This window comes from Qipengyuania xiapuensis, from assembly GCF_019711395.1.
GTDB lineage: Bacteria > Pseudomonadota > Alphaproteobacteria > Sphingomonadales > Sphingomonadaceae > Qipengyuania > Qipengyuania xiapuensis.
Window position 1 is genome coordinate 1,337,325 of record NZ_JAIGNL010000001.1, and the last position, 25,857, is coordinate 1,363,181.

26 protein-coding genes are annotated in these 25,857 nt (G+C 62.0%); 9 read left to right on the forward strand and 17 right to left on the reverse strand.

Annotation, left to right across the window (positions count from 1 at the left end):
* Window positions 1–93: 93 nt before the first annotated feature.
* Complete coding sequence (locus K3163_RS06815) at window positions 94–1,554, forward strand: hypothetical protein (RefSeq protein ID WP_221553589.1); 1,461 nt, start codon at window positions 94–96, stop codon at window positions 1,552–1,554.
* Window positions 1,555–1,780: 226 nt separating this feature from the next.
* Here K3163_RS06815 and K3163_RS06820 read toward each other — a convergent pair whose 3' ends face one another.
* Window positions 1,781–1,990: a hypothetical protein gene (locus K3163_RS06820; RefSeq protein WP_221553590.1), complete on the reverse strand. Its 210-nt coding sequence runs from the start codon at window positions 1,988–1,990 to the stop codon at window positions 1,781–1,783.
* 15 nt (window positions 1,991–2,005) lie between these two features.
* On the opposite strand from K3163_RS06820, the gene K3163_RS06825 reads away from it, so the two are divergent.
* From K3163_RS06825 to K3163_RS06835, 3 genes are all read left to right on the forward strand, one after another.
* Window positions 2,006–2,860: a hypothetical protein gene (locus tag K3163_RS06825; RefSeq protein ID WP_221553591.1), complete on the forward strand. Its 855-nt coding sequence runs from the start codon at window positions 2,006–2,008 to the stop codon at window positions 2,858–2,860.
* 93 nt (window positions 2,861–2,953) lie between these two features.
* Window positions 2,954–3,382 (forward strand): CHRD domain-containing protein, encoded by a 429-nt coding sequence (locus K3163_RS06830; RefSeq protein ID WP_221553592.1) that lies wholly within the window; start codon window positions 2,954–2,956, stop codon window positions 3,380–3,382.
* 80 nt (window positions 3,383–3,462) lie between these two features.
* Window positions 3,463–4,104, forward strand: a complete 642-nt coding sequence (locus K3163_RS06835) for a TIGR02466 family protein (protein WP_221553593.1) — start codon at window positions 3,463–3,465, stop codon at window positions 4,102–4,104.
* A gap of 115 nt (window positions 4,105–4,219) precedes the next feature.
* On the opposite strand, the gene K3163_RS06840 is transcribed toward K3163_RS06835, so the two are convergent.
* The 3 genes from K3163_RS06840 to K3163_RS06850 all read right to left on the reverse strand — a co-directional run bounded on the left by K3163_RS06840 (window position 4,220) and on the right by K3163_RS06850 (window position 7,699).
* Window positions 4,220–4,732: a septal ring lytic transglycosylase RlpA family protein gene (locus K3163_RS06840; RefSeq protein WP_221553594.1), complete on the reverse strand. Its 513-nt coding sequence runs from the start codon at window positions 4,730–4,732 to the stop codon at window positions 4,220–4,222.
* 909 nt (window positions 4,733–5,641) lie between these two features.
* Window positions 5,642–6,856 (reverse strand): argininosuccinate synthase, encoded by a 1,215-nt coding sequence (locus K3163_RS06845; protein WP_221553595.1) that lies wholly within the window; start codon window positions 6,854–6,856, stop codon window positions 5,642–5,644.
* 81 nt (window positions 6,857–6,937) lie between these two features.
* A complete protein-coding gene (locus K3163_RS06850; protein ID WP_221553596.1) occupies window positions 6,938–7,699 on the reverse strand; it encodes a GGDEF domain-containing protein in 762 nt (253 codons plus the stop codon).
* Window positions 7,700–7,815: 116 nt separating this feature from the next.
* Between K3163_RS06850 and K3163_RS06855 the strand changes: the two genes are divergently transcribed.
* Window positions 7,816–9,135 (forward strand): acyltransferase family protein, encoded by a 1,320-nt coding sequence (locus tag K3163_RS06855; protein ID WP_221553597.1) that lies wholly within the window; start codon window positions 7,816–7,818, stop codon window positions 9,133–9,135.
* A gap of 4 nt (window positions 9,136–9,139) precedes the next feature.
* On the opposite strand, the gene K3163_RS06860 is transcribed toward K3163_RS06855, so the two are convergent.
* The gene (locus tag K3163_RS06860) at window positions 9,140–10,465 is read right to left on the reverse strand and encodes an SAM-dependent methyltransferase (protein WP_247712479.1); all 1,326 of its coding nucleotides are present in this window, start codon (window positions 10,463–10,465) and stop codon (window positions 9,140–9,142) included.
* 45 nt (window positions 10,466–10,510) lie between these two features.
* Between K3163_RS06860 and K3163_RS06865 the strand changes: the two genes are divergently transcribed.
* Window positions 10,511–10,948: a DUF1801 domain-containing protein gene (locus tag K3163_RS06865; RefSeq protein WP_221553598.1), complete on the forward strand. Its 438-nt coding sequence runs from the start codon at window positions 10,511–10,513 to the stop codon at window positions 10,946–10,948.
* A 3-nt stretch (window positions 10,949–10,951) separates the two neighbouring features.
* On the opposite strand, the gene K3163_RS06870 is transcribed toward K3163_RS06865, so the two are convergent.
* From K3163_RS06870 to rlmN, 7 genes are all read right to left on the reverse strand, one after another.
* Window positions 10,952–11,692: a molybdopterin-dependent oxidoreductase gene (locus tag K3163_RS06870; protein ID WP_221553992.1), complete on the reverse strand. Its 741-nt coding sequence runs from the start codon at window positions 11,690–11,692 to the stop codon at window positions 10,952–10,954.
* Window positions 11,682–12,353 (reverse strand): cytochrome b/b6 domain-containing protein, encoded by a 672-nt coding sequence (locus K3163_RS06875; RefSeq protein ID WP_221553599.1) that lies wholly within the window; start codon window positions 12,351–12,353, stop codon window positions 11,682–11,684. The genes K3163_RS06870 and K3163_RS06875 overlap by 11 nt, the downstream gene beginning before the upstream one ends.
* The gene (locus K3163_RS06880; protein ID WP_221428604.1) at window positions 12,350–13,120 is read right to left on the reverse strand and encodes an SDR family oxidoreductase; all 771 of its coding nucleotides are present in this window, start codon (window positions 13,118–13,120) and stop codon (window positions 12,350–12,352) included. The genes K3163_RS06875 and K3163_RS06880 overlap by 4 nt, the downstream gene beginning before the upstream one ends.
* A 113-nt stretch (window positions 13,121–13,233) precedes the next feature.
* Window positions 13,234–13,623, reverse strand: coding sequence for a glycine zipper 2TM domain-containing protein (locus K3163_RS06885; RefSeq protein ID WP_221553600.1), 390 nt, complete (start codon window positions 13,621–13,623; stop codon window positions 13,234–13,236).
* Window positions 13,624–13,744: 121 nt separating this feature from the next.
* Window positions 13,745–14,389, reverse strand: a complete 645-nt coding sequence (locus K3163_RS06890) for an MOSC domain-containing protein (RefSeq protein WP_247712480.1) — start codon at window positions 14,387–14,389, stop codon at window positions 13,745–13,747.
* Window positions 14,389–14,988, reverse strand: a complete 600-nt coding sequence (locus tag K3163_RS06895) for a class I SAM-dependent methyltransferase (protein ID WP_221553602.1) — start codon at window positions 14,986–14,988, stop codon at window positions 14,389–14,391. The genes K3163_RS06890 and K3163_RS06895 overlap by 1 nt, the downstream gene beginning before the upstream one ends.
* Window positions 14,985–16,226, reverse strand: coding sequence for a dual-specificity RNA methyltransferase RlmN (gene rlmN, locus K3163_RS06900; RefSeq protein WP_221553603.1), 1,242 nt, complete (start codon window positions 16,224–16,226; stop codon window positions 14,985–14,987). The genes K3163_RS06895 and rlmN overlap by 4 nt, the downstream gene beginning before the upstream one ends.
* Before the next feature lie 298 nt (window positions 16,227–16,524).
* On the opposite strand from rlmN, the gene K3163_RS06905 reads away from it, so the two are divergent.
* The gene (locus tag K3163_RS06905) at window positions 16,525–17,193 is read left to right on the forward strand and encodes an outer membrane protein (RefSeq protein ID WP_221553604.1); all 669 of its coding nucleotides are present in this window, start codon (window positions 16,525–16,527) and stop codon (window positions 17,191–17,193) included.
* Between the two features lie 57 nt (window positions 17,194–17,250).
* On the opposite strand, the gene K3163_RS06910 is transcribed toward K3163_RS06905, so the two are convergent.
* The 3 genes from K3163_RS06910 to K3163_RS06920 are packed head-to-tail and all read right to left on the reverse strand — an operon-like array spanning window position 17,251 to window position 20,196.
* The gene (locus K3163_RS06910) at window positions 17,251–17,736 is read right to left on the reverse strand and encodes an invasion associated locus B family protein (protein WP_221553605.1); all 486 of its coding nucleotides are present in this window, start codon (window positions 17,734–17,736) and stop codon (window positions 17,251–17,253) included.
* Window positions 17,729–18,208, reverse strand: coding sequence for a transcription elongation factor GreB (gene greB, locus K3163_RS06915; protein WP_221553606.1), 480 nt, complete (start codon window positions 18,206–18,208; stop codon window positions 17,729–17,731). Before greB ends, K3163_RS06910 begins: the two co-directional genes overlap by 8 nt.
* A 26-nt stretch (window positions 18,209–18,234) precedes the next feature.
* Window positions 18,235–20,196, reverse strand: a complete 1,962-nt coding sequence (locus tag K3163_RS06920; RefSeq protein ID WP_247712481.1) for a lytic transglycosylase domain-containing protein — start codon at window positions 20,194–20,196, stop codon at window positions 18,235–18,237.
* 96 nt (window positions 20,197–20,292) lie between these two features.
* Here K3163_RS06920 and dapA point away from each other — a divergent pair, with 96 nt between their 5' ends.
* On the forward strand, window positions 20,293–21,183 hold the full coding sequence (gene dapA, locus K3163_RS06925) for a 4-hydroxy-tetrahydrodipicolinate synthase (protein WP_221553607.1): 891 nt from the start codon (window positions 20,293–20,295) through the stop codon (window positions 21,181–21,183).
* A gap of 10 nt (window positions 21,184–21,193) precedes the next feature.
* Here dapA and K3163_RS06930 read toward each other — a convergent pair whose 3' ends face one another.
* Window positions 21,194–23,155, reverse strand: coding sequence for an alpha/beta hydrolase family protein (locus K3163_RS06930; protein WP_221553608.1), 1,962 nt, complete (start codon window positions 23,153–23,155; stop codon window positions 21,194–21,196).
* Between the two features lie 38 nt (window positions 23,156–23,193).
* A complete protein-coding gene (locus tag K3163_RS06935) occupies window positions 23,194–25,170 on the reverse strand; it encodes an alpha/beta hydrolase family protein (RefSeq protein ID WP_247712482.1) in 1,977 nt (658 codons plus the stop codon).
* 89 nt (window positions 25,171–25,259) lie between these two features.
* Here K3163_RS06935 and smpB point away from each other — a divergent pair, with 89 nt between their 5' ends.
* Window positions 25,260–25,742 (forward strand): SsrA-binding protein SmpB, encoded by a 483-nt coding sequence (smpB, locus tag K3163_RS06940; protein ID WP_221553609.1) that lies wholly within the window; start codon window positions 25,260–25,262, stop codon window positions 25,740–25,742.
* Window positions 25,743–25,857 lie beyond the last annotated feature (115 nt).

Genomic DNA, 25,857 nt, shown 5'->3' on the forward strand with positions numbered 1-25,857 from the left:
GCATTTTCGCTGCGGTTTGTACATGCGACGGACTTGCATCAGGCCTCTGTTGCTAAAATAGTTTGCAATAACATCAAGTTCACCCCTAGCTGAGTGAGCATTTCTTTGGGGGAGCGGATGTCGCTGCGTGACTACATTCGACATGGATATTTGATTGCTCGCCGCAGAATTCGGGCGACCTACAATATTGTCGCCTACAAGTTTCCGGTTCTACCTCCGCTTAGGGAGATGGCGTTCTTAGGCAGGAGTGAGAACCGACTGCGTACTTCAAAATACTTCGACTATCATCCCTTGAAAGATGAATCGGCGACGCTGCATGCAATCTGGGCTGTCGAACTAATTACGCCTTCACAGCTCAAGAGATCAAGTCGGAAGATTGCTCGTGTAGACTGGAATGCTTCAATCGGTACGAACGACGGGGCTAATGATTGGGTAGAGCGAAATCGGAACATCAGTTCAGGTGGTTGGAAAAATCTGGGTTCCGCTGCACCGATTGGCAAGAATTGGCTCGGTTTGCGAAAAAAATTCAGAAGATTTCCTAAGTCTTTTGAATATGCGAACTTTCATGCAATCAAAGTTACCCCATCAGTCTCGGCGATTGTAGGCTGTTTCTTTCTGAGTAGAGAGAATAGATCTGCATATCAGGATATTTTCAAATCCCATCACTTTCAAAGAGCAATACCCCAGCTAGACGGATCGATTGCTATTCATGATCCTTGGGTCATCAAGAAGGGAAAAATCCAGCAGCTTAGAGAGACCTTGAGAGGCGAAGTTTCCGAATTCATGGCGCGGAACTTTGGTGGCTTTTTCACTAGCCATGATCGCAGCAGAATCACGACCGTTGAGGTTTTAGAGTTCTCTCCGGGGGTAAATGCTCGTTTTCGGGAAGCGTTCTATGACGATATACGGTCTTGGAGCGGAAGCCTTAATGATCTCATTTGGTCTACTTCTCGGGAAGCGCCTGTTGGGCATTCGGTCATGTCGTTCACGTCGCGAAGCTTCGAGGGCCAAGACTTCGAAGTTTGGGGTGGTGAAAACGTCGATGCTCTAATCTCTAGACTATCGTTTTCGCTGCCATCGAATTGGACAATGCTTGCCGTAACCGAACTTCTCTCGATCTATGACGAAATCATTTCGCGAGTCCGCGATGCTGAATTCAGGCCTCTAACTTCCTTTCGGAAGTCCGGCAGAGTCCTGACCGAGGAGAAGGCCCACGAAATGATGGATATCGAATTGGTGACGGCCGAAATCACTCAAGAACGGTTGTCTTGGCTCGCTTCCCAAATGCATAACTTTACGATGGAAAGCCCAAGTCGATCGGGCTTCCATAGCCTACCTGAGCAAGTGATGGAGCAAATTCTCCAGCGCGCTGAAGCCGTTAAGGCGCATCACAGAAATATTGTCGATGCAAGGCGTGCGATAAATGAGACCTATGCAATGTTTGAAATGGCTCGAATTGCTCGGTTCTCCTTAGTGGCGACCTTCGTCTCCGCATTGATAGCGGGATTGGCTCTTTTGTTCGCATTCTCGAAGAACTGGAAGACCTTGTTCTGAAGTCCTAATCATTCGCGCGAGATTTCGGATTCGACCTTGGGCCTCCAGATGTTTTCGGCACGGTATTCGCCTCGGTATCCGCCCACTGACGAATTCTCTGATCTTCAGCTTGTTCAAGAACTTTGGCCTGAGGATTGGGCTGTCCTACTCTCCATCCCGAGTATAGCTAACCCGGTTCACTCAAACCCATGAGGTGAACCATGAACGCTGTTTTTTGTTTGCGCCTTCAAACGCCGGGCAGAGCGCGTCCGCGCTCCTTGGCTTCGCGGCATAAGCCGCGGCGGCCTTGCAGGTGGCCTTTGGCCAGCTGCGTCTTCGACTTCGCTTCCGGCCTTGCCTCGCCTAGCGGCTCGGTCATCTCGCCGGCCAGCAGCGTGGGAGGTGTCGCATGAATGCGCTCGTGACTGTAGAGCAGGCCCCCACCGCCGGTCCGCACGGGGAGGGCCAGACCGTGTTCTCGCCCCGGCGGCAGGCCGAGTTTCTCGCAAGCCTCCAGCTGTTCGGCAATGTCCGGCTCGCCTGCCGCGGGGCGCGGATTTCGGCGCAGACGGCCTATCGCCAGCGGCGGGCCTCTCCGGCGCTGGCGCAGGCGTGGGATGCGGCGTTGCTCGCGGCGCGGGCGCATGCCGAGGCGACGCTCGCCGATCGCGCGCTCAACGGGGTGGAGGAGGCAGTGTTCTATCACGGGGAGGAGGTCGCGCGGCGCAGGCGCTATGACAGCCGCCTGCTGCTCGCGCACCTGGCGCGGCTCGACCGGTTGGAGGCGCGCGAGGAGGTCGCCGAAACGCTCACGCGGCTCGATGCGCTGATCGACGGCTTGCGGGAAGGGGAGGCGTTGCCCGATGTTGGGCCGGAGCTTGCGCCGGATGCGTGTGCCGAAAGCGGACGGGGGGAGGGGGCGGACGATTTCTCCCAGGACCGTGTTCCATCCGTTCCACCCTGTAGGGAATACCCGCCCTCAAGCACCAACGGGGTAGGGCGACAGGAATACGCAGCTTGTGAAAGCTGCGGAGGGAAGTGTGACGATCCGGAGGCCACGCTCACGCAGGCCGATTGCCAGTGGTTCGGCAACCGGCTCGACCGCTTCTACGATGCGCGGCCGCGCGGCGTGCCTGATGTCGCCCGGCTCGCCAGCGATGGCTATGACGCAGAAGAGGTCGAGGCGCTGCAGATGGAGGCCTACGAGGCGGGAGGGCACGAATGGTGGCTCGTCGCGAGCGAGGAGGCGCTGGAGGCCTCGATCGCGAAGGCGGGTGAGGCTTGTGCAGCGGCAGGCGAGGGCGGCTCGCTGAAACGCTTCCCATGAGAACAAAAGGGGTATATACTGCGCTTTGCGGGACCGGGCCCGCATCCGGGAACCGCTTGCGGGCGCACGGTCCCTTAGGAAAGGAGACCGGTCATGACACTCAGACCATGGGCAATCGCATTGGCCGGTATTGCCGCAGCAGCGCTCTTCCTGAGTGCGACAGCGCAATCCGGCACAGTGCTGAGCGCGAACCTCTTCGGTGACGAGGTGGTGGGCGGCGGCGCGGGCAGCGAGGCATATGGCGATTTCAACGCCTATGCCGAACCCGACGCGCAGAGCCTGTGCTACTACCTCGAAGTCGCCGGCGTGGGGGAAGTGACCTCCGCGCATGTGCATCTCGGCAAGTCGGGCAAGAACGGGCGCGAGCTCGTCGCATTGGAGCTGGCGGAGATGGACGAGGTATGCGCCGCGGCCGATGGCGCGACGATCGAAGCGATGATCGCGCGGCCCGCCCATTACTACATCGATGTGCACACCGATGCGCACCCCCGCGGCGCGCTGCGCGGCCAATTGCGCGGTTGAACACCGCTCGTGGCGGTCTTGAAAGCCCGTTTGCGTCCGGTTTATGACCCTGGGCGGGGTTACAATTGGGGACTGCATACATGGCCACCGCTGCCAAAGGCGCTTCTGCGCGCGAATTCACCGTCAAGCCGCTCTTCGCAGAGCCGTATTTCGTGATGAACATCAAGGACGCGATCTCGCCGAAGCAAGTGAAGTTCATCCAGTCGCTCGAGATGATCGAGAACCAGGTGAACAAGATTTCGAAAGAGCTCTACCTGTTCGACCTGCCGGAAATGCGCAGCATCAAGAAGGCGGTGGACGAGGCGCTGGCGACCTTCGCGCTCGAGGTGATGGGCATCTCGCACAAGCTCGACGTCACGCAGAGCTGGTCGCTGATCAATCCGCCGGGCGTGGGGATGCACGCGCACACGCATTCGAACTCGCTGATCTCGGGCTCGCTCTACTACGCGCCGATGCCCGATCCGCCGGGCAACATGATCTTCGAGCGCACCAATGGCTATCGCCAGATCGAGATGGCGGTCGATAGCGCGCGCACGAATGTCTACAATACGCAGCGCAACGCGATCGTGCCGAAAGAGGGCGACCTGGTGCTGTTCGCCAGCTCGATCCTGCATTTCGTCGAGACCAACCACTCGCAGCAGAACCGCTACTCGATCGCCTTCAACACCTTCCCGCGCGGGAAGATCGGCGATTACCGGGATGTGAGCGAACTGAAGCTCTAACCGCCCTCAAGCAGCGAAGCGGTAGGGCGGACGGTAAATTCGCCCTCAAGCAGCGAAGCGGTAGTGCGGAAGGGAAATTCGCCCTCAAGCAGCGAAGCGGTAAGGCCGAAGGGACCTAATCAAGCAGTTCGATCTCGACCGAGCCGTGTCCGCGGCGCACGATGCCGATTTCCTCGGCTGCGGCGCGGCTGAGGTCGATCGTGCGGCCACGCGTGAACGGTCCGCGGTCGTTGATGCGAACGATGACCGACTGGCCGTTGCGCGGGTTGGTCACGCGGACCATGCTGCCGAAGGGCAGCGTCTTGTGGGCGGCGGTCATGGCATGCATGTCGAACCGCTCGCCATTGGCGGTGCGGCGGCCGTGGAAGCGCTTGCCGTAATAAGATGCGACGCCGGTGCCGAGCGGTGTTCCGGCGGGCTCGACTTCTACAGGCGGTTCGAAGGTCTCGAGGTCTACGACCCGCGGACCCGGTTCGGGCGCAGGCGGCAGCTCCGCGAAATCCGCGAAATGCTGTTCGAATGTCGGTTGAAGGATCGGCTTGGCATCGCTTTCCTCGGAATGACCGGCGGTGCCGGGCAGCGCCAGCGCTGCAAGAAAGATCGTGCTCAAAAGCGCGCGTTTGGCCATGAATGGACCTCCCGTTCGGTTCGGGAGGATATAGGGCATAGCAATCGCCGAGTCCTTAACGCGGACGTAAACTGCCTTGAAATCGCCACCATTCGGCGCGGCTTTCGCCTCGATATGCGGGTTTCATGGGGTTTTCTGGACGATCCGGGAACTGTGAGCCGCATATTGCGGGCTTGCGGATTGCCCATAGCAAATGGGGCCGGCATCGCTGCCGACCCCACTCTCACCGATGCGTGGCCGTGTTCCTTTCACCGAAGTTCCAGGGACGCAGACTTGGCATCCGATGTTTTCCCATCCGGCTATCCGAAGACAGTCTTCAGGTTCTGTCACCGGCGCTCGCACCGGCATCCGGATCTACCCTCCACTCGGCCCGGTGTCGGTCGCGTCACGATCTTGCAATCGCTCGCTTACCTTGCCCAGCCGCGCTTCAACGGGCGGTTCCGCAGTCTGACCTTCCGTTGGTGGCCGGTACCTCAAACGGTCACATCGCCTTCCGGTCCGAAGACCTTTATACGACGCCACCTTCGGCATCCGGCCGGGTTGGCCTGACTCACAGCTGGAAACCTTCGCACTTCCGTCATCGACCCGCCTTGCGTCCGGCGTGAACCTTCTGCGCGAGGGTCTCGAGATGTGCGCGGACAGATCCCGCTGCGTCTTTCCGGCTCCGAATTTCCGTTGCCTTTCAAGTCGTTAGACCGTCTTGGCTGGAAGCTTTCTTCGCCGTTCCGATGAATTAAAGCTGCACCCGGAAAGCCGATTCTTCAAGCTGACAAGAGGCGAGTTATCCACTTTCCCCGCATTTCGCTGTGGAGGGGGGTGGATAAGTCAACGGTTCATCGCAAAAATCGGAACGTCATCGCGGCGAGGGCGTAATTTTCAGCCCCCGAAGCGATTTCCAGACGACATTTTCTACCGATCGCGTTTGGCGAGCAGGCGCAGGCGAAGCGCGTTGAGCTTGATGAAGCCTTCCGCATCCTTCTGGTCGTAGGCGCCGGCGTCGTCTTCGAAGGTCACGTGGGCCTCCGAGTAGAGCGAATTGTCCGACTTGCGGCCCACCACCAGGGCATTCCCCTTGTAGAGCTTGAGGCGAACGGTGCCGCTGACCTTCTCCTGGCTGAGGTCGATCGCCGCCTGCAGCATCTCGCGCTCGGGGCTGAACCAGAGGCCGTTGTACACCAGCTCGGCATAGCGCGGCATCAGTTCGTCCTTGAGATGCGCAGCGCCGCGATCGAGCGTGATCTGCTCGATACCGCGATGGGCGCGAGCGTAAATCTCGCCGCCGGGGGTTTCGTACATGCCGCGGCTCTTCATGCCCACGAAGCGGTTCTCGACGAGGTCGAGGCGGCCGATGCCGTGCTTGCGGCCGAGATCGTTGAGCGCGGTCAGCAGTTCTGCAGGGCTCATTGCTTCGCCGTTCAGTGCGACGCCGTCGCCCTTCTCGAAGTCGATCGTGATGTATTCGGGCGTGTCGGGCGCATCCTCTGGATGGTCGGTACGCGAATAGACGTAGTCGGGGGTCTCTTCCCACGGATCCTCGAGCACCTTGCCCTCCGAAGAGGTGTGCAGGAGGTTCGCGTCGGTCGAAAAGGGGCTCTCGCCGCGCTTGTCCTTGGGGACGGCGATCTGGTGTGCCTCGGCCCATGCGATCAGCGCGGTCCGCGAAGTCAGGTCCCACTCGCGCCAGGGAGCGATCACCTTGATGTCGGGGTCGAGCGCATAGGCCGACAATTCGAAGCGCACCTGGTCGTTGCCCTTGCCGGTCGCACCGTGGGCGATGGCATCCGCGTTGGTCTCATGCGCGATCTCGACGAGGCGCTTGGAGATCAGCGGGCGTGCGATGCTGGTGCCGAGCAAATAGTCGCCCTCGTAGCGGGCATTGGCGCGCATCATCGGGAAGACGAAATCGCGCACGAACTCCTCGCGCAGGTCCTCGATGAAGATGTGCTTGTCCGGAATGCCCATAGCGCGGGCCTTTTCGCGTGCCGGCTCGATTTCCTCGCCCTGACCGAGATCGGCGGTGAAGGTCACGACTTCCAACCCGCGCTCGACTTCGAGCCACTTGGCGATGACGGAAGTGTCGAGGCCGCCGGAATAGGCGAGGACGACGCGCTTGATATCGGTCATGTGCAGGCACCTTGATTGCGTTTGCCGCGCCGCTAGCAGGGGGGCAGGGCGCGTGGCAATCAAGAAGCGCTGTTGTAGCGGTCAGGCAGCCTTTTCGTCACGCGCGGAACTGGCTGGCGGCGTGTAAAAGGAAACGCGGTTACGCCCGTCCTGCTTGGCCGCATAGAGCGCGTGGTCAGCACCTTTGAGCGGGAAGGGGCGATCCTCAATTCGCAGGACATCGATACCGATGCTTATGCTCAGAAGGCAGGATGCACCCTCGGGCGAGCGGAAGTCGAGTTCAGACACGCGTCGGCGCAGGCTTTCGGCACAATCCCGCGCTTTTGCGAGCGTCGCATCGGGAAGCAACACGCCGAATTCCTCACCGCCGAGCCTTGCGACCAATGCCTCTACCGGAACCTCTTCGGCGAAAAGTCGGGCGAGTGCCTTTAGCGCCTCGTCACCCGTGTGGTGCCCGTGACTGTCATTCAGCGATTTGAACCGGTCGGCGTCTATCAGCAGGAGCCCTGCTTCTTTCCCGGTGTCCAACCGACGTTCGAGCGCGTCGAAAAAGGCCCGTCGGTTGGGCAGGTCGGTCAGCGCATCCTGAGTGGCCTCATGCTCGAGCAGGGCATTGAGCTGTGCGAGCCTTTCCCCTTGAGAGGTGACGTAAAGACCGACAGGGATACTGCACACCAACGGTATCACGAGCGCGAGAGAGAGCGCGAGGACTACATTCTCGCCGTCGCTGGGCTGGAAGGCCATGACGATCAGCGTGCATAGCAGCGATCCTGCGGTGAGCGTGCCAGCGATGAGCGCGGTATTTTTCACGACCCGACGGTTGATGAGCAGGTCTGAAGCCATGAACTCTTCCTAGGTCAGAGGGGTTGATGGGCCATTAACCGCTACCACGTAGTCGCTTTCCCGGAGGCCCGCCATTTGGCATAGCGACACGGGTAACGGGGTAGGGGACGCGCAGCATGGGATTGTTGAACAAGGCGAAATCGCTGGCGGAACAGGCGCCGCCAGAGCGCAATCGATATGTCGATTTCCTACGCGCGCTGTCGATCCTCGCGGTGGTGGTTGGGCACTGGTTGGTCGCCGCACCCTATATCGGCGCGGACGGCGAGGTGGTCGGCGGGCATTTGCTCGGCATCCTGCCGTGGACGCAGTGGCTTACCTGGGGCTTCCAGGTCATGCCGATCTTCTTCCTCGTCGGCGGCTATTCGAACGGGGTGAGCTGGGCCTCGACCCGCGCGAAAAACGGCCACTATTCAGACTGGTTCGCGAGCCGTATCCAGCGCCTGATCAATCCGGTCTTCCCCGTGCTGCTGGTGTGGGCGGCATTCGCCTTCGTCGCCACGCAGGCTGGTATGGCGCGCGAGACGGTGCGTATGGCCGTGTTCCTCGCGCTGATCCCCGTGTGGTTCCTCGCGGTCTACCTGCTGGTGACTGCACTTGCGCCGCTGACGTGGAAGCTTTGGGAGAAGCTGGGCTGGGGCAGCATAGCGCTGTTCATCGCGGGCGCGGTGGCGATCGACTGGCTGACGCTCTCGCAGGGTGTGCCTTATGTGAACTTCCTCAATTTCCTATTCGTGTGGCTGGGCATCCACCAGCTGGGTTATGCGTGGCAACAGGGGAGGCTTTCGCTGGGGAGGGCGCTGGCGCTGTTCCTCGCCGGCCTTGCCACGCTTATCGGCCTCACCATCTACGGCCCCTATCCCATCGCCATGATCGGCGTGCCGGGGGCCGAGATCACCAATTCCATGCCGCCGACGCTCGCGCTGCTGGCGCTGGGTGTGACGCAGACGGGGTTGGTGCTGGGGCTGGAACCGTGGGGCAGGAAGCTGCTCGACAACCTCTCCGTCTGGACCGCGACGGTGCTGATGAACGGCATGATCATGACCGTCTATCTCTGGCACCTGACGGCTTACGTGCTGGTAATGGTCGCCGCTTGGGCAGCCGGAGGCATAGGCCTGCGCGTCATGCCGGGAACAGCCGAATGGTGGTGGAGCCGCCCGGTCTGGTTCGTGCTCTATATCGCCGCAACGCTCCCGCTGATTGCCATCTTTGCCCGCTACGAGCGAGGCATGGGTGCCGCCAAGCGCGAGGCCCCGATCCCGCGCCTGCGCCTCGTGATCGCCATGATCGCGATCTGCGTCGGCCTCGCCATGACCGCCGCCATCAGCATCGCCAGCCCCGAGGGCGTGACCGGCGTCCGCCTATGGGTCGTGGCGCTGCCCTTCGTGGGAGCCGCGCTGGTAGGGTTTGGGCCGGTTTATCGGTGGGTGCAAAGCTAGCCCGCTATTCCGCCGCTTCCCGCTGGGCGAAGCGCCACTCGGGCACCTTGTCCGCGTCGGCGGCGCGCAGGCGGGCGCTCTCTTCCATGATCCATTCGCGGGTCATGGGAATGGCGCTGCGGTCCTTCACGTAGATCAACTGCCAGTTGACCATGTCGCCGTGGCGGAAGCTCTGTTCGGCGCCGGCGAGGTAGTAGAGCCACATGCGGTAGAAGGTCTCGTCGTACATATCGACGATCTCGGCGCGGTGCTGGACCGTGCGGTTGTACCACTCCTCCAGCGTGTGGCTGTAGTGGAAGCGCATCGCCTCCACGTCCATCACCTGCCAGCCGTATTGCTCGGACTGGCTGACCAGTTCGGACAGGGCAGGGATGTAGCCGCCGGGGAAGATGTAGGTGCGCGTCCAGGCGTCGGTGAAGCCGGGAGGGCCGGCGCGCCCGCAGCAGTGGCTCATCATCACGCCATCGGGTTTGAGCAGGCGGCTCGTGTGCTCGTAAAACTGCGGGTAATGCGGCGTGCCCACGTGTTCGAGCAGGCCCACCGAGCTGATGCGGTCGAACTGGCCTTCGACGTCGCGGTAATCGGTAAGGCTGAATTTGACCTTGTCGGCCACGCCCGCTTCCTCCGCGCGCTCTTTGCAGAAGGCGATCTGGTCGGGGGCGAGGGCGACGCCGTGGACCTCCACGTCGTAATGCCGGGCAAGGTAGAGTGCGAAGCCGCCCCAGCCGCAGCCGATGTCGAGGATGCGCTGGCCGGGCTTTATGTACATCTTGGCGGCGAGGTGCGCCTTCTTGTCGAGCTGCGCCTTTTCGAGCGAGGTCGTCTCCGGATCCTCGCGATAATAGGCCATGGTGTACTGGCGGTCCTCGTCGAGGAAGCGCTCGTAGAGTTCGCGGGTGAGATTGTAGGTGTGTTCTGCGTTCTTGCGCGCCTTGCTGCGCAAATTGATGCTGTCGGCCTTCGCGAGCATGCGCTGGGCGGCGGTGCGCAGCTTGCCCTTGGGCTTGAGAGCCTTGTCGCCCGGCTTGCCCGCCTGCTGGGTGACGAAAAGGATCAGGTCGCGGATATCGTGCGGCTCCTCGACCTTCAGCCAGCCCCACATGAACGCCTCGCCCGCACCCATCTGCGGATAGCGCGCGATGTGGTTGGCGGCCTTCTTGTTGGTCAGCGTGATGCGGAGCGGCGGTTCGGAGGCGTCTCCCGTGCCGTACTCATAAGTCTTGCCGTCATGATCCGTAACGACCATCCGGCCATGCTTGATCGCGGTCTTCAGAAATTTATCGAGTAGCCACACCGGCTTGGTCTCCCCTATCCAACCCGGGCGGAGCATCGCCCCGCGTTGGCGGCAAGTCAATCGGATGCTAGGATTGCCCACATGGCAGAGGCAAAGACCCAGATCACCGACGTCGATCCGGCGGATTTCATCGATGGTGTGGAGCCGGAGAGGAAACGCGAGGAAGCGAAGGTGCTCGACGCGCTGTTCCGCAAGGTCACAGGCGAGCAGCCGCAGATGTGGGGCCCGAGCATCATCGGCTACGGTCAATACCGGACGACCTATGCCAGCGGCCGTGACGTGCACTGGATGCGCAGCGGGTTCAGCCCGCGCAAGGCCAAGCATTCGCTCTACCTCATGGGCGGCTATTGCGACGATGTGGCGGCAAAGCGCAGAGAGGCGCAGCTGAAGAGGCTGGGCAAGCACTCGACGGGGAAGAGCTGCCTCTACATCAACAAGCTGGCCGATGTGGACATGGACGTGCTCGAGGAAATGATCCGCGAGGACTGGGAGACGATGGGCCGGATATATCCGGAGTAGCGGCTAGATGCCGGCGTACCACTGGTAACCGGCACGATCTTCCCAATAGCCGCCCTTGCCGCCGCCGATATCGTCAAGACTGGCGACCGCTTCGATCGCGGTCAGGTACTTGGGGTGCTTGTATCCGAGCTGCCGCTCGACCCGCATGCGCAAGGGGGCGCCGTTGCGGATGGGCAGGGGTTCGCCATTGAGCAGGTGCGCGACGATCGTCTGCGGGTGGTAGGCATCGATCAGGTCGACGCTCTCGTAATAGTCCTGCCCGTTGAGATTGTCGGCGCAGCGGAAAACGATGAATTTCGCCTCGGGCTTCAGTCCGGCAGCATCGAGCAGCAACGAAAGCTGCGGCCCGGTCCATTCGCCGATCGCGCTCCAGCCTTCGACGCAATCATGCCGCGTGACCTGCGTGCGCTGGGGGAGCTTGCGGATGTTGTCTAGGCTGAGCTTCATCGGGTTGTCGACGAGCCCGCGCACGTCGAGGCGCCAGTTAACAAAGTTCTCGGCCGCCTGCTGCTGGTAGTCGCCGTTCTGCGGATCGGTCGAACCGTTGCCGCGGAAGAAGGGCGAGATCGCGCTGCGCGGATACTCTGGGGCAAGCGCTTCGCGATCGGTCAGCAGGCGGTGCGCCTTTTTGTGCCAGTCCTCTGCCGCGCCGAGCAACCGCGAACCCGTATCGCTATCGGCGATCTTGTTGCAGCCGGCCACGAAGGCGGCACCGGCTGCGGCTATGAACCCTCTACGCTTCATCATGCCTGCCTCCGGTAATCATGTCGCGGATCTGCCCGATCGGCCCGGCCAGGATAACCAGAACGACGTGGACCACGAAAAACCCGAAGAGGGCGAACGCGAAGATGAAATGCAGGCTGCGCGCCGATTGCCGCCCGCCGAGCAGGTCGACCAGCCAGCCGAAGGTCGGCTCCATGCCAGGACTGATGGCGATGCCGGTGAAAATCATCATCGGCAGGAAGACGCCGAGAACGAGCCCGTAGGCGAGCTTCTGCAGGAAATTATACTTCCCGCCTTCGTGTTCGAAATTCAGCTTCAGGTGTTGGACGATGTCATGCCGGATCGCCGACGGTCTCCATTCCCTGCGCGAAGTCGCGATATCGCGCGAGAAGTGCCGGTTCACGAGCATGGCGACCCACATGAAGAGCAGTAGCAGCGCGAAGGGCCATGCCATCAGGATATGCCAGTCGCGGGCGACCGCGAGACTGTAATAGCCGGGAATGGTCATCCAGTCGGGAAAGCGCGGAACGATCAGCCAGGCCTGTTCGACAGAGAAGCCCCAGTCGCCCCAATAGAGCCTGCGGTGCGCATTGGAGATCGTCAGCCCGGACATGAACAGGACGACGACGCAAACTAGGTTGAGCCAATGCCAGATGCGCGTGGTTGCCGCGTGGCGTTTCATGCCTCTTTTCCCTCGCGGGCAAGGTAGATGACGTCGCGCGACTGGCGCAGCAGGTGCTGTCCGCTGTCGCAGTAGATCGTCTGGCCACTGGCCAGATGCCCCTGGCCTAGGAAGTAGGCCGCATCTGCAATTTCCTGCGAGCGGGTTCGCCGTTGGAGGAGGTTGAGGCGGTGCGATATCTCCGCTTCCTCGCTCGTCTGGTCGTGACTTGCGAGAATGGCTCCCGGAGCGAGGCCGTAGACGCGGTCATCCTCATTCGCCGCACCCATCGACAGCATTGCGATCGTCGCGTCGAGCGCGTGCTTGCTCATGGTGTAGCTGAAGAAGTCGGGATTTGGATTTGACAGCTTCTGGTCGGTCACCTGGATGACGCGCCGCCCGCCACTGGCTTTTGCCTTGGCCAAATAGGCCTGCGCCATGCGCGTGGGTGTCCGGGCATTGATCTGCATCGCACGCTTGTTCGTTACCGGATCGAGCGCGGTTACATCGTCAGGATCGAATATAGAGGCACAGTTTACCAGCACGGCCCAGTCGCCCAGTTTTACAGCGAATTCCTCGACCATGGCGACGCCGGCATCACCGTCGCTTAGATCGCAACCGATTGTTTCGGCACTGGGCAAGTCTTCGGCGACCTTGCGAGCCGCGTCGCCCGATCGATTGTAGTGAATGACGACATGCCAGCCCTGCCGCCCGAAAGTCTCGGCAATTGCCTTGCCGATCCGCTTGGCGCCGCCGGTCACGAGTACGCTGGGTTTGCTCTCTGTCATGCAGCGGCCACCATAAGGCGCGCATCGACAAAGGAAAGGGCTGCAAAACCAAAGCGGCGCCGCCACTCAAGGAGTGACGACGCCGCCGGGTTCGAAGGTGCGACCCGAGGAACTTAGCGGCAGCGCAGGCTTCCACGATCGATCTCGCGACCGATCACCGCGCCGACGGCACCGCCGAGGATGGTGCCGAGCGCCTTGTCACCGCGACCGGCGAGTTCGTGACCCGCCAGCGCACCTACGCCGGCGCCGATCACCAGGCCGGTGGTGCCGTTGTCGCGCTTGCAATAGTAGCGCCCGTCGCGGCCGCGCCACATGTAGCTGTCGCGCGTGATACGGCGAGGTTCGACATAGTAGCCGCGGGAATCGTAGCGGGCGGCGCGATCCTTTGCGCGCTTGCCGTGAGCAGGAGCCCAGGAGGGAGGATCTGCAGCAGCCGGAGCGGCGGTACCGATGCCGGTAACGGCGAGCGTTCCGGCGGCAAAAGCGATTGCGAACTTCTTCATTATTGCTTCCCATCTGAAGAGTGGATTGCAGCCAGATTGAGCGCGGAAGGACAACCGCGGCTGAACGAACGCGATTAATCCGAAATTAGCGATAAACCGACTGGAAGTGCGCGACGAAGCGTTAGCTTTCCAAGGCTTTGCGCGCTTTTTCTCGCCAAGGGACGCAGAGGCGTTCGAGATTCGCGATCTCTTCGAGCTGGCCCCGGTCGGCCCTTTCGGCGGGGTCATAGAGAGACGCGAAAAGGCGCGCGACCGTCCACTGGTCATGGCCGGTTTCGACCCGTTGCAGCATGTCACCTGCTTTGGTGCTGCCTTCTTCCAATACGCGGAAGTACCAGCCGCAATTGTGCCGTTTCACGATCCGCGCGACCATTCCCTTGCGACCGAACCGATGTTCGATCTTCCAGCACGGCTGCCGGGGCTGGCTGATCTCGAGCAGGGCTTCGCCGAGGCGGAAGCGATCGCCGATGTGGACGCCATCTTCGGCAAGACCGTCGACCATCAGGTTTTCGCCGAAGGCCGCAGGGGCAGAGAGCAAATCATGGCCGCCCAGCCATGCGTCCCACTCGGCGTAATGGTCGTGCGGATAGAGATGCACGGCCATGTCCGGTCCGCCGTGATGCTTCGTGTCGGCGATCATGTCACCTTCGATACCGAAGCTGCGAATGGTGACGGGGCCTTCGACGGGCTTCTTGTCGATCGCGCTCAGTTCGGCACCATTGAAGGGCTTGGGCAGGCCAGTGCAGATTGCGAAGACTTCGGGCATCAACCGTCTTTCCCGGAGAGGGTGAGGGCGTACCAGTCGCGCTGGACACCGTCGGCACCCTTGCCGCGATAGCGCTCCGCCGCAAGCACTTCGAAGCCCGCTTCGCGATAGGTGCTCTCGAGCCATTCCTCGTCGGGCAGGTTTGCCCAGCGGCCCAGAGGATCGCGGCCTTCCGCTTCGCCGAGCTTGTAGTTCGCAAAATGGAGGCCGCGGGGCTTCAACGCCTCCAGGATTTTCGTGAGGATCGGCGGAAGGTCGCTGCGCGGTACGTGGAGGAGGCACGCGTGTGCCCAGACCGCATCATATTCTTCTTTGGCGGCGAGATCGCCGAATAGCATGACCCGCGCGCCCACGTCGAAACGTTCGTTGGCCTTGCGGACCATGGCCGGGGTGCCATCGGTCGCATCGAGATCGAAGCCGCGTTCGATGATGCGCGCGGAATCGCGTCCGCCGCCGCAGCCCAGTTCGAGGATGCGAGCTCCCGGGCTAAGCCGATCTAGGAACCTGTCGAGATGGCGGCTCGGCGCCTGTCCGAAGCTCAGTGTATAGCGCGGCGCGTTTGCCTCGTAATAGGCAATCGTCGCCGCGTCGCTGCTCACGCGGAGGCAGCCTCTGCCGCCTCGCGGTCGCGTTGGGCGCGGCTTTTCTTTTCCGCCGCCGTCTTCAGCTGGCCGCAGGCTGCATCGATATCACGCCCGCGCGGCGTGCGGACGGGGGCGGAAATGCCGCCTTCGAAAACGATGTCGGAAAAGCGCTTCACGCGTTCGGGTGTCGAACACTCGTAGGGCGCGCCCGGCCAGGGATTGAACGGAATGAGGTTTACCTTGGCGGGCAGCTTGTACTGCTTGATCAGGCGTACAAGTTCGCGCGCGTGCTCGTCGCTGTCGTTCTTGTCCTTGAGCATCACGTATTCGAAAGTGATGCGGCGGGCATTGCTGGCGCCGGGATATGAAGCACAGGCCTCGAGCAGTTCCTCGATACCGTACTTCTTGTTCAGCGGGACGATCTCGTCGCGGATTTCCTTGGTCACCGCGTGGAGCGAGACGGCGAGGTTCACGCCGATTTCCTCGCCGCAGCGTTCCATCGCCGGAACGACGCCGCTGGTCGAAAGCGTGATGCGTCGCTTGGACAGGGCGAGGCCGTCACCATCCATGACGAGTTTGAGCGCGCCCTTGACGTTATCGAAATTATAGAGCGGCTCGCCCATGCCCATCATCACGATGTTGGTGAGCAGGCGACCGTCGGACGTATAGTGGCCTTCGTCCTCCGCTTCGTCGAGGCCGGCCATCGAACCCTTGGGCCATTCGCCAAGCGCATCGCGAGCGAGCATGACCTGGCCGACGATCTCGCCGGGCGTCAGGTTGCGCACGAGGCGCATGGTGCCGGTGTGGCAGAAGCGGCAATTGAGCGTGCAACCGACCTGGCTCGATACACATAGCGTTCCGCGATCGGCGTCGGGGATGAAGACCATCTCGAACTCGTGACCGTCGGCGGTCTTGAGCAGCCACTTGCGCGTGCCGTCGGTCGAGTGCTGCGCCTCGACGACATCGGGACGACCGATAACAAACCGCTCGGCAAGCCAGGGGCGCATGGTCTTGGCGATATCGGTCATCGACTCGAAGTCCGTCACACCGCGGTGGTAGAGCCAATGGAAGACCTGCTTGGAACGCAGTTTGGCCTGCTTCGGCTCGAGCCCGGCTTCTTCGAACAGTTCGCGGATACGCTCTTTCGGCAAGCCGATCAGGTCCACGCGGCCATCTTCGCGCGGCGTGATGTCACGCGCGACGGGAACCGGGTCCACCTGCCCGGGAATGCTCATCAGGTTCGTATCTGCCATGGGAGCGGCGCATATAGGCGCAAGCGGCGCGGATTGAAAGCCCGTAGCGGGGGCGAAACAAGTCGCGACATCGTCATCGGGTTCCAACACTCCGTCGAATGTCGGCTTCGGTTAGTCGATGAAACTTCGGGCAAGCATTTCATCGCACGCACCGCACGGCGTGACCGCTTAAATGTGACGTAAAAACAACGTTTTCTTGTTGTGCAGCGTTCATGAAACTCGAACCCGTTCAGCTCCGTTTGATGGGTCCACGCGGTCGCAATGACGGCTCGCGGGAAAACAATAACGGAGTACAAAAATGAAAAAGACAGCAGCCCTTCTTGTCGCAGGTTCGATGTTTGCAGTGGCAACCCCCGCCATGGCGCAGAGCTCGGATGACGACAATTTCAGCGGCTTTCGTGTCGAAGCTCTTGCCGGTTACGATGTCAGCCAGGCCGGCAGCACCGTCGACAATGATGCCAATCCCAATGACGACCAGTCGATCGACGGCCTCTCCTACGGTTTCGGTATCGGCTACGACTATGATGCGGGCGGTGTCGTCCTTGGCGTCGAAGGCGAGTTTGCCGGTTCCACGGCTGAAACCGAGTTCGACGATGGCGATTTCGAGAACCTTGGTATCGGCAACGTCGAAACGGGCCGCGACCTCTATCTCGGTGCGCGCGTCGGTGTGAAACCGGCCGATGACCTGCTCATCTACGCCAAGGGCGGTTATACCAACGCAAGCTACAACATCCGCTCTGACGATGGCACGACGCAGTACGATGCCGATCTCGACACTGATGGCTATCGCCTCGGTGCAGGCGTCGAATATGCGTTGAGCGACAATACCTTTGCCAAGGTCGAGTACCGATATTCGAACTACAGCGATGCTGAGCTGGATTTCGAGGGTGACGCTCCCGACGTGGCGGTCCCCGATATCGACCTCGACCGTCACCAGGTCATGGTCGGCTTCGGCATGCGCTTCTAAGCGTCTTCGATAGCAATGGAAGGGTCGGGAGCCTCGCGCTTCCGGCCCTTTTTGTATCTATCGTCGCGGGCAGGCCAACGTCGCTGCGTCCATTGCAGTGGCTGCGCCGGCCAGCGAATAGCGGTCGGAGAAGCGCCGTCCGCGCGTATCGGTGCCCCTGACGGTCATCGCATCGGCGGAACGCATCGCAGCAACGATTGCGGCGTCCATTGCCGCGTCACGGGCCCAGGCATCTGCACTGCCGCCGGTCAGGGTGAAGGTCTGGCGCCCGATCCGCAGTGAGACGCGGCTATTCTGCCGCATCGGTCGCGAGAGACGGAAATGGACCTGTCCGCGTATGCGGCGCGCCGGCCATGTGGCGATAGTCGCATAGGGATCGAATTCGCGCGAGAAGGGGCTCTCTTCGGCCTCCGCGATGGCATAGCATTGCGGCACCGAAGGCTCGCGAAAAGCGCCCCAATCGGAAAAAATGCCCAGACTGTCCTTGGCTGCGAGCGGCGCGGCGACAAGCAGGAGGAGGGCGGGGAGGGCAAGCCTACGCATAGTCGATTGCGATCACTTCCCATTCCTTGTCGCCCGACGGAAGTCGCACGGTTCGCAAATCGCCGACGGCCGCGCCTTTCAATGCGCGAGCGAGCGGGCTCGACCAGCCGATCCGCCCAGCGCTCGCATCCTGCTCGTCATCGCCGACCAGGACGACCACTTTCTCGTTATCGTCCTCATCGGCCAGCGTGACCGTAGCCCCGAAGAATGCGCGCGACTTGTCGGGCTGGTCCTCGGGCGTGATTACCCGAGCAGCTTTCATCCGGCGCGAGAGATGGCCAAGCTCGCGGTCGATCTCGCGCATGCGCTTGCGGCCGTAGAGATAGTCGCCGTTCTCGCTGCGGTCGCCATTGCCGGCCGCCCAGCTGACAATCTCGACGATCTCTGGCCTCTCGGTGCCGAGCAGGTGGTCGTAGCGCGCCTTGAGCGCGGCATAGCCTGCCGGAGTGATCGGATTGGTCTTGCCCTGCATTGCAGGAGCGTCCCTAGCGGCAAAAGTCAGCGCAGGTAATGGCGGATATCGCGCTCATAGCTGCGGGACTTGTCGGGGTGCATGTTCGCATAGGTCACCGCGTTCCCGATCACCCGCATCACGTAGTAGCGGGTCTCGAAATTGGCGGGGATCTGTTCGACCCACGTCACCCAGTCGACGGCGCCGGTACGTGGATCGCCGTTGAGGCGGAGCCACTCGTTAACGCGTCCGGGGCCTGCGTTGTACGCGGCGATGGCCAGCGGGTAAGCTCCATTATAGCGGTCCATCAGACGCGCGAAATGGGCATCGCCGAGCCGGATGTTGTAGCTCGGGCTCTCGGTCAGATTGGCCGACATGTACTGGACGCCGATCTTGCCGGCCTCCTCGCGGGCGGTGCCGGGCATCAGCTGCATCATGCCGCGCGCACCGGCATGGCTGACGCGATTGCGGTCGAATTCGCTCTCCTGGCGGGCAATCGCATGGACCATGGTCCAGTTTGCGCCCGAATGGGTCGGAACCGTCGGGAAACCGAGCCGCTCGAATCCGTTCACTCCGGTTTCGCCTGCGACCATTCCCGCGACAACGGCCATTTCGTCGAGTCCGGTCTCGCGGGCCAGCTCGGCGACGAGTGCCATCTGCGTCGGGGTCTGGGCCTTTTCCGCCAAGGCTTCGAAGAATGCCCGCTCGGTCTGCCACGCACGGCGGTTGCGGGCCATTTCGCGCAGGGCCTCGGTCAGGGGATCGGCGTCGAAGGCGCGCCTGTCTGCCTCGTCGATACCGTCTGTCCGCAGCGAAGCGAACGAGGGCATGGGACGACCGAGTTCGCTCAGCGCGAGCTGGCCATAATAATAGTCCGGATAGGCTGCCGCCATGTTCCAGTAGCGCTCTGCCTCGGCGCGGTTGCCGGCCTGCGCGGAGGCGCGGCCAGCCCAGAAGAACCCCTTGGAACGGGTCAGCGGAGTCTTGGCCGCTGCGCCGTAGCGATAGAAGAGCGGCGCGGCCTGCGCGCCGTCGCCCAGCGACCACAGCGCCTTGGTGCCGCCAAGCCACATGAGATCTGTATATTTGTCGCGCAGCGTGAAGCTGCCGTCGGAAATGTCTGTGCCGGGGGCGAAGAGATCGTCGACTTTCGAAGCGATCCTGACCGCGCTTCGTGCGTCCGCGCCCTGAGCGATGCGCAGGCTTTCGGTGACGAACGAGGTTCCGTTGAGGGCGGGCGTTCCGAAATCGGCACGGGTCGCAAGCAGGTTGATCGCCTGGGGCAACTGTCCGTTGCTGCGATAGTAGCGCGCAAGATTGTAGACATAGCCGCTGTCGCCGAGAGCGCCTGCGGGCACGGTCAGCCCGGCCTCGCTGGGCGTGGTGCCCTGAAGCATCGCGAGCCGCGCCTGTGCCATGCCGCGATAGGCAGGCGAAACGCGCACGATCTGGCGCGATGCGGCTTCGAGTTCGCCCTGCCACAGAAGCGCGTCCATGCGCGCATCATGATCTTCGGGCGAGAAGGACTGTCCGAACAGGCCCTGCATATAGGCCTCTGCAGGACCGCTCATCATCCCGCCGCGCCAAGCCTCGAGCGCCACCTTCTGCGCCTCGGGTCGGTTCATCGAGGCGAGAGCCAGCGCGTAGCGTGCCTTGGCGCCATTGGTGATCGGCGGATGCTTGTCGAAGAAGGCGACGAGCGACTGCGGCGACACAGCATCACGGTCGAGCGCCGCTTCAGCGCGCCGCTGCAGGAGTTCGCTCTTGGGGAACTCGGGGTATTTCGAGACGAAACCGGAGTAGCTGGCGAACGAGAGGTCGTCCCGCTTGGTCAGATATTCCCAGTTGTTGATGGCCTGAGAGGCGCGCGTGGGCTGCTGCGCGACCATTGAAGTGCCACTGTCGGGCCAGCTTGTGGGCGTTTGTGCCTGCGCCACGGAGGGAAGGGCCAGCGCGGAGCCAGCCATAAGTACGTAAGACGTAAGAGTTTTCTTGCCCATGGTGGACATTATCCCAAGACCCTCCTTATCAGGCGCTGAATGAATTCTATCTTTTGAAGCATCGGAGCAACATCGCTCCATATTTATAACGCAGGACTTCCGTAAATGTTCTCAGGTTCAATTCCGGCTCTAGCGACTCCTTTTCGCGACGGATCGTTTGACGAGTCCGCTTTCCGCAAGCTGGTCGACTGGCAAATCGAAAACGGAAGCAAGGCGCTGGTTCCCTGCGGGACCACCGGAGAGGCTTCGACGATCTCGAATGCGGAACATCACCGCGTGATCGAGGTCTGCATCGAACAGGCCGCGGGCAGGGTGCCCGTGATCGCAGGCTGCGGTTCGAACGATACGCGCAACGCGCTCCTGCACATGCAGTTCGCCAAGAAAGCTGGCGCCGCCGCGGGACTGTGCGTGGCGCCATACTATAACCGCCCGAGCCAGGCGGGCCTGATCGCGCACTTCAGCTACCTTGCGGAAAACAGCGACTTGCCGATCGTGCTTTACAACGTTCCGAGCCGTACCGTGACCGATATCGAGGACGAGACGGTCGTCGAACTCGTCCGCAAGTATCCGGACCGGATCGTCGCCATCAAGGATGCGAGCGGCGATCTTTCGCGCGTGGCGGACCACCGGATGGGGCTCGATCACGATTTCTGCCAGCTATCGGGCAATGACGAACTCTGGCTGCCGCACAGCGCGGCCGGCGGTTCGGGATGCATCTCGGTCACGGCCAATGTCGCACCGGCGCTGTGCGCGGAATTCCACGAGGCGATTGCCGCAAACGATCTCGTCAGGGCGCGTGAACTCAACGACCGGCTCTTCCCGCTCCATTACGCCATGTTCTCGGACGCGAGCCCGGCACCGGTGAAATATGCGCTCAGCCGCGTTCACGACTGGTTCGCGTGCGATGTCCGCCTGCCGCTGTGCAACGCCAGCGAAGCCAGCCGCAAGGCGGTCGACGAGGCTCTCGTGCACGCAGGGATCCTCGAGACCGCCTGAACGGCAGAACTCAATCGGCGGGGTTGTGCTTCTCGACGAAGGCAACTGCCGCCTTCAGCATGGCCGTCCGGCTATCGGCTTGCGATAGCCAGTGATCCTCGCCCTTGAGCTCGATTAGGGTGACCGGTTTTCCGGCGTCCTGCAAAGCATCCTCCATCAGGACGGATTGCGCAAAGGGAACCACGGTGTCGTCGCGGCCATGGACGAGGAGCACGGGAGCGCTCGCCTTGGAGGCCTGCGCGGTAGGCGAGATCGCGTCGAGGTTCGTTCCCTCTCCGACCAGCCGTTCGATGCCGCGGCTCAGGATGCTCGACTGTCCGGACAGTTCGTAACGGAAGAAGTCCTCGATGTCGTAGACACCGTTTACGCCAACCGCACAGCGATAGCCGTTCTGGTGGATCGTCACTCCGGCCAGCGCCGAGTAGCCGCCGTAGCTCGCGCCGACGATGCAGGCGCGATCGGCATCGACAATTCCGCGTTCGGCAAGTGCGCGCAGGCTGTCGCCGATATCGGTCTGCATCTTGCCGCCCCATTCGCCGTCGCCCGCTTCGACGAAACTGTCGTCAATATTGGTTGATCCGCGGAAGTTGGGCTGGATCACCGCATATCCGCGCGAAGCGAAGGCCTGTGCCCACCAGTCGAAAGCCTCTTCGTCGCGCGAGGTCGGGCCGCCATGGGGCAGCACGACCACCGGCAGGTCTTTCGCTTCCTTGCCCGAGGGCAGGGTGAGGATGGCTTCGATCGTGAGGCCGTCCGACGCCTCGAACTCTACTGTCTGGATTTTACCGATGGCGAGGCCCTGCACGAAGGGGCGTTCCAGCCCGAGCATCGCACGCGCGCCCGAGGTGGTGTCCATCCGGTACCAGGTACCGCTGTCGTAGTTTCCGCTGGTCGCGAACACCACTGCAGAGAGATCGGGCGTCCAGCTCTCGAGGTCGATGTCTCCCGCGGTCCACTTGGCGTAAAGTTCGGAAAGTGCAGGGTTTTCCTGGCCTTCCGAAAGCATCACCTCGCGCGAACGGCTCACGATGCCGAGCACGCGGCCATCATCTCCGTGGATCAGGCGGTGTACTTCCTCGTCGGCCCACACCTCGCGCGGTTCACCGCCGGCAAGCGGCAAGGTGAGGTAAGTCGTCTCGGCAAGGTCGTCGTCGTAGCTGCGGTAGATCAGGGACGAGCCGGAGGCATCGAGACCGACGAGGCTGATACGTCCTTCCTCCTGCTTGTCGCGCACGATGGTCTTGCCGCCTTCGTTCTCGATCCTCCAGCTGCCGCTTTTCTGGTCGATGAAAAGCGTGGCCACGATCTTGCCTTCGTCACCGACGAGCCACGAGCGAAACTCGTTCTCGCCCGCCGGATAGGCGACCTGCTCTGCTTCGCCGGTAGACAGGTCGACGGAGAAGAGAGCAGGGCGGAAATGGAGGATGCGATCCTCACCCGAACGCCTGCCCATGCGATAGCCGCGGAAGAAGCCCTTCCAGCGACCTTCGACTTCGCGGATTCCGTCAAATCCGGCGACGAAATTGGCAATCGAGCGCTGCTCCGCGAAGATCGAGACAACATCGCGGTTGTCGTCCAGCGGGAGAACGTTTGCGCGGGCCCATTCGCCCTTGTTCTGGCCTGCACCATAAGCGACCGTATCTGTTTCCGTGCGGCGAAGCAGGATAGCCTCGTCGCCGACCCAGTCGATGCCGCGCACCTTCGCATCGCCGACAACGAATTGCTTGACCGGCGCACCGCTGCTGTCGACCACCAGGATCTGGCGCTGGTTGTTCGCCGTCATGAGCATGGCGGTATAGGCGCCCGAACGCGAGATCACCGCCTCTTCCAGCGCCGGTAGCGCGCCATAGGCCTCGATCGGAAGCGCAGCGGGCGCCTGCGCATTGGCCGGTACAGCGGCGAGCGCGATTGCTCCGGTTGTAGCCAGCATTCCGAGTTTCGCGCCGATCAAGGCAAACGTCTTCGTCTTCATTCTGTCGGTTTCCGTGAAATGTGGTTCTTGCCGACGCGTCAATCGGCGGGATTGTGCTTTTCGACGAAGCCTACTGCGGCTTCGAGCATCTGCTGGCGTGTCGAGGACAGCGAGAGCCAATGGTCCTCGCCCTCCAGCGTGACGAGTTCGTAAGGCTTCCCGGCATCTTTGAGCTTGTCGGCCATCTTGTACGAATGGTCGTAAGGAACGACCGTATCGTCCTCGCCATGGATCAGCATGATCGGGGCATCTGCCTGATCGGCATGGCGGCGCGGCGAGACTGCGTCCCACCGGTCTTTCGGGCCGAGCTGTTCCAGCAGGGCGGCCTTTGTGATCCTCTGCCGTCCGGAGGCGCGATAATCCTCGTTGTACATGTCCCCGATGTCGCTGACAGGGGCCACCGCTACGGCGCACTGGTAGAGGCCCTGTTGCAAGGTCACTCCGGCAAGTGCGGCGTATCCGCCATAACTTGCGCCTACGATGCAGGCGCGATCGGGATCAACGATGCCTTTCTCGGCCAGCGCAGCAAGGCCGTCGGAAAGGTCGGTCTGCATCTTGCGGCCCCACTCGCCGTAGCCTGCGAGCTTGAAAGCCTGTTCGCGATTGGTCGAGCCTCGGAAATTGGGCTGGAACACGGCGTAGCCTCGCGACGCGAAGGCCTGCGCCCACCAGTCGAACTGTTCCCTGTCATGCGCATGAGGCCCGCCGTGCGGCAGCATGACGAGCGGCAGGTTCTTCGCTTCACGACCAGGCGGAAGCGTCAGGATCCCGTCGAGGTCGAGGCCGTCGGCAGCAGTGTATGAGAAGGTCGAGATCGGGCCGACCATGTCGGGCAGGATCCGCATGCGTTCATAGGCGAAACCGTCCGCACGCATCGTGCCGAGGTCCACAACGTACCACGACCCGCTGTCTCCATTGCCGCTGGTGCGCACGAGCACCTTCTCGAAATTCGGGGTCCAGTCGACCATCCGCATGTCGTATTTGGCAAACGCCTTGCGAATGCGGCTCACGGCCATCTGGTGTGTCGGATCGGCGAATACCGGACCGTCCTCGGCGTCGAGGTAGCCGGTCAGTCTTCCGGTCGGGGTATCGAAATAGAGCCGGTCGACGTCGGCATCCGGCAGGAACGGGGTAGACGCTCCGCCCGCCAGCGGCACTTCGTACCAGTGCGATACGCCGTCCTCGTCGCGCAGGTAGTAGATGACCGATGCGCCCTCGTAGCCGAGGCCGACCAGGCCGACACGGCCGGCTGCATGGGTACCCTCGGCAATGGCTACCCCTTGTGAATTGGAGATTTTCCAGTCGCCGTCGCTGCGGGCAAGGTCGAAAACGGCGGCGACACCGCCATTGCTGCCAACCAGCCAGTCCCGATAGTGGTCCTCGCCTGTAGCTGTGGCGATCCGCGTGGCGTCCTGTGTGTCTACCGTGAACCTGTAGAGATACGGGCGGCTGTGGTTGAAAGTGTAACCGTCGCGCCTGTCGCGGCGCAGTTCCAGCGCGCCGAAATAGGCCTGCCAGCGGCCATCGACAAAGCGGATGCCGTGCGAACCGAATACTGCATCGACGAGGCGACGCGTGCGCTTGAATACGGTCGTGACCTCTCCGTCATAGGTGACGGGCACGATATGGGCGCTGAAGAGTTCGGCCTTGTCGACGGTGAAGCCCCAGAGATCTTCAGTCTTGCTGGTCTGCAGCAGGACCCGGTCATCGCCGATCCAGTCGAGACTGCGGACCTTGGAATCGCCGACTTCCATCTTGCGGATCGGCCGCATGTCGGGGCCGAGGAAGAGTACCAGCCGCGTCTCTCCGATCGTGGTGAGAACAGCGATATTGGCGCCGCTGGGCGAGATCGCGGCCATTTCGACGCCCGGTAGCGCGCCATAAGCCGAGAGCGGCGGCGGCTCATCGACTTGCGCATGTGCAGCCGTTCCCATCGAAATAAGTAGAACTGCCGCGAATAGCGGCAGGAAGCGACCCAGCTTCAGCATACGACCCCCGAAGTACTTACGATCCATTTGTAATGTCTTCGAATTACCTGCCGATTGCAAGGGGCCCGCAAGCCCCTTTCCCTTTTCCCCCACAGCGCCTACATGCGCGCCTCGTTATGGCACGTCCCAAGCCCGCCACCTTCGACAAGCAGAAAGTCGTCGCCGACAACCGTCGCGCGCGTTTCGACTATGCGATCGAGGAAAAGTTCGAGGCGGGCCTCGCTTTGCAGGGCACCGAGGTAAAGGCGCTGCGCGCTGGCGAGGCGAGCATCAAGGAAGCCTATGCCGAGGTGCGCGACGGGCAGGTGTGGCTCATCAATGCCAACATTCCCGAATATTCGCACGGCAACCGGCTCAATCACGAACCGCGCCGTCCGCGAAAGCTGCTCCTCCACACGCGCGAGATCGACAAGCTGTTCGGCGCGGTCGAGCGCAAGGGCATGACGCTGGTCCCGCTTTCGATCTATTTCAATGCGACCGGACGCGCCAAGGTCGAGCTCGCGCTGGCCAAGGGCAAGCAGGCGCATGACAAGCGCCAGACCATCAAGGAACGCGACTGGAAGCGCGACAAGGCGAGGCTGATGCGCGAAAAGGGATAATCGCGCCGATATTTGCCCTTTTTCAACGCCGACGCGCTACCACATAGGATGTTATGCTGATCTCGCCGCCCTTTGCCTGTAACCTGCCTGTGCCAGAAGCTGTCGCGGGCAACCC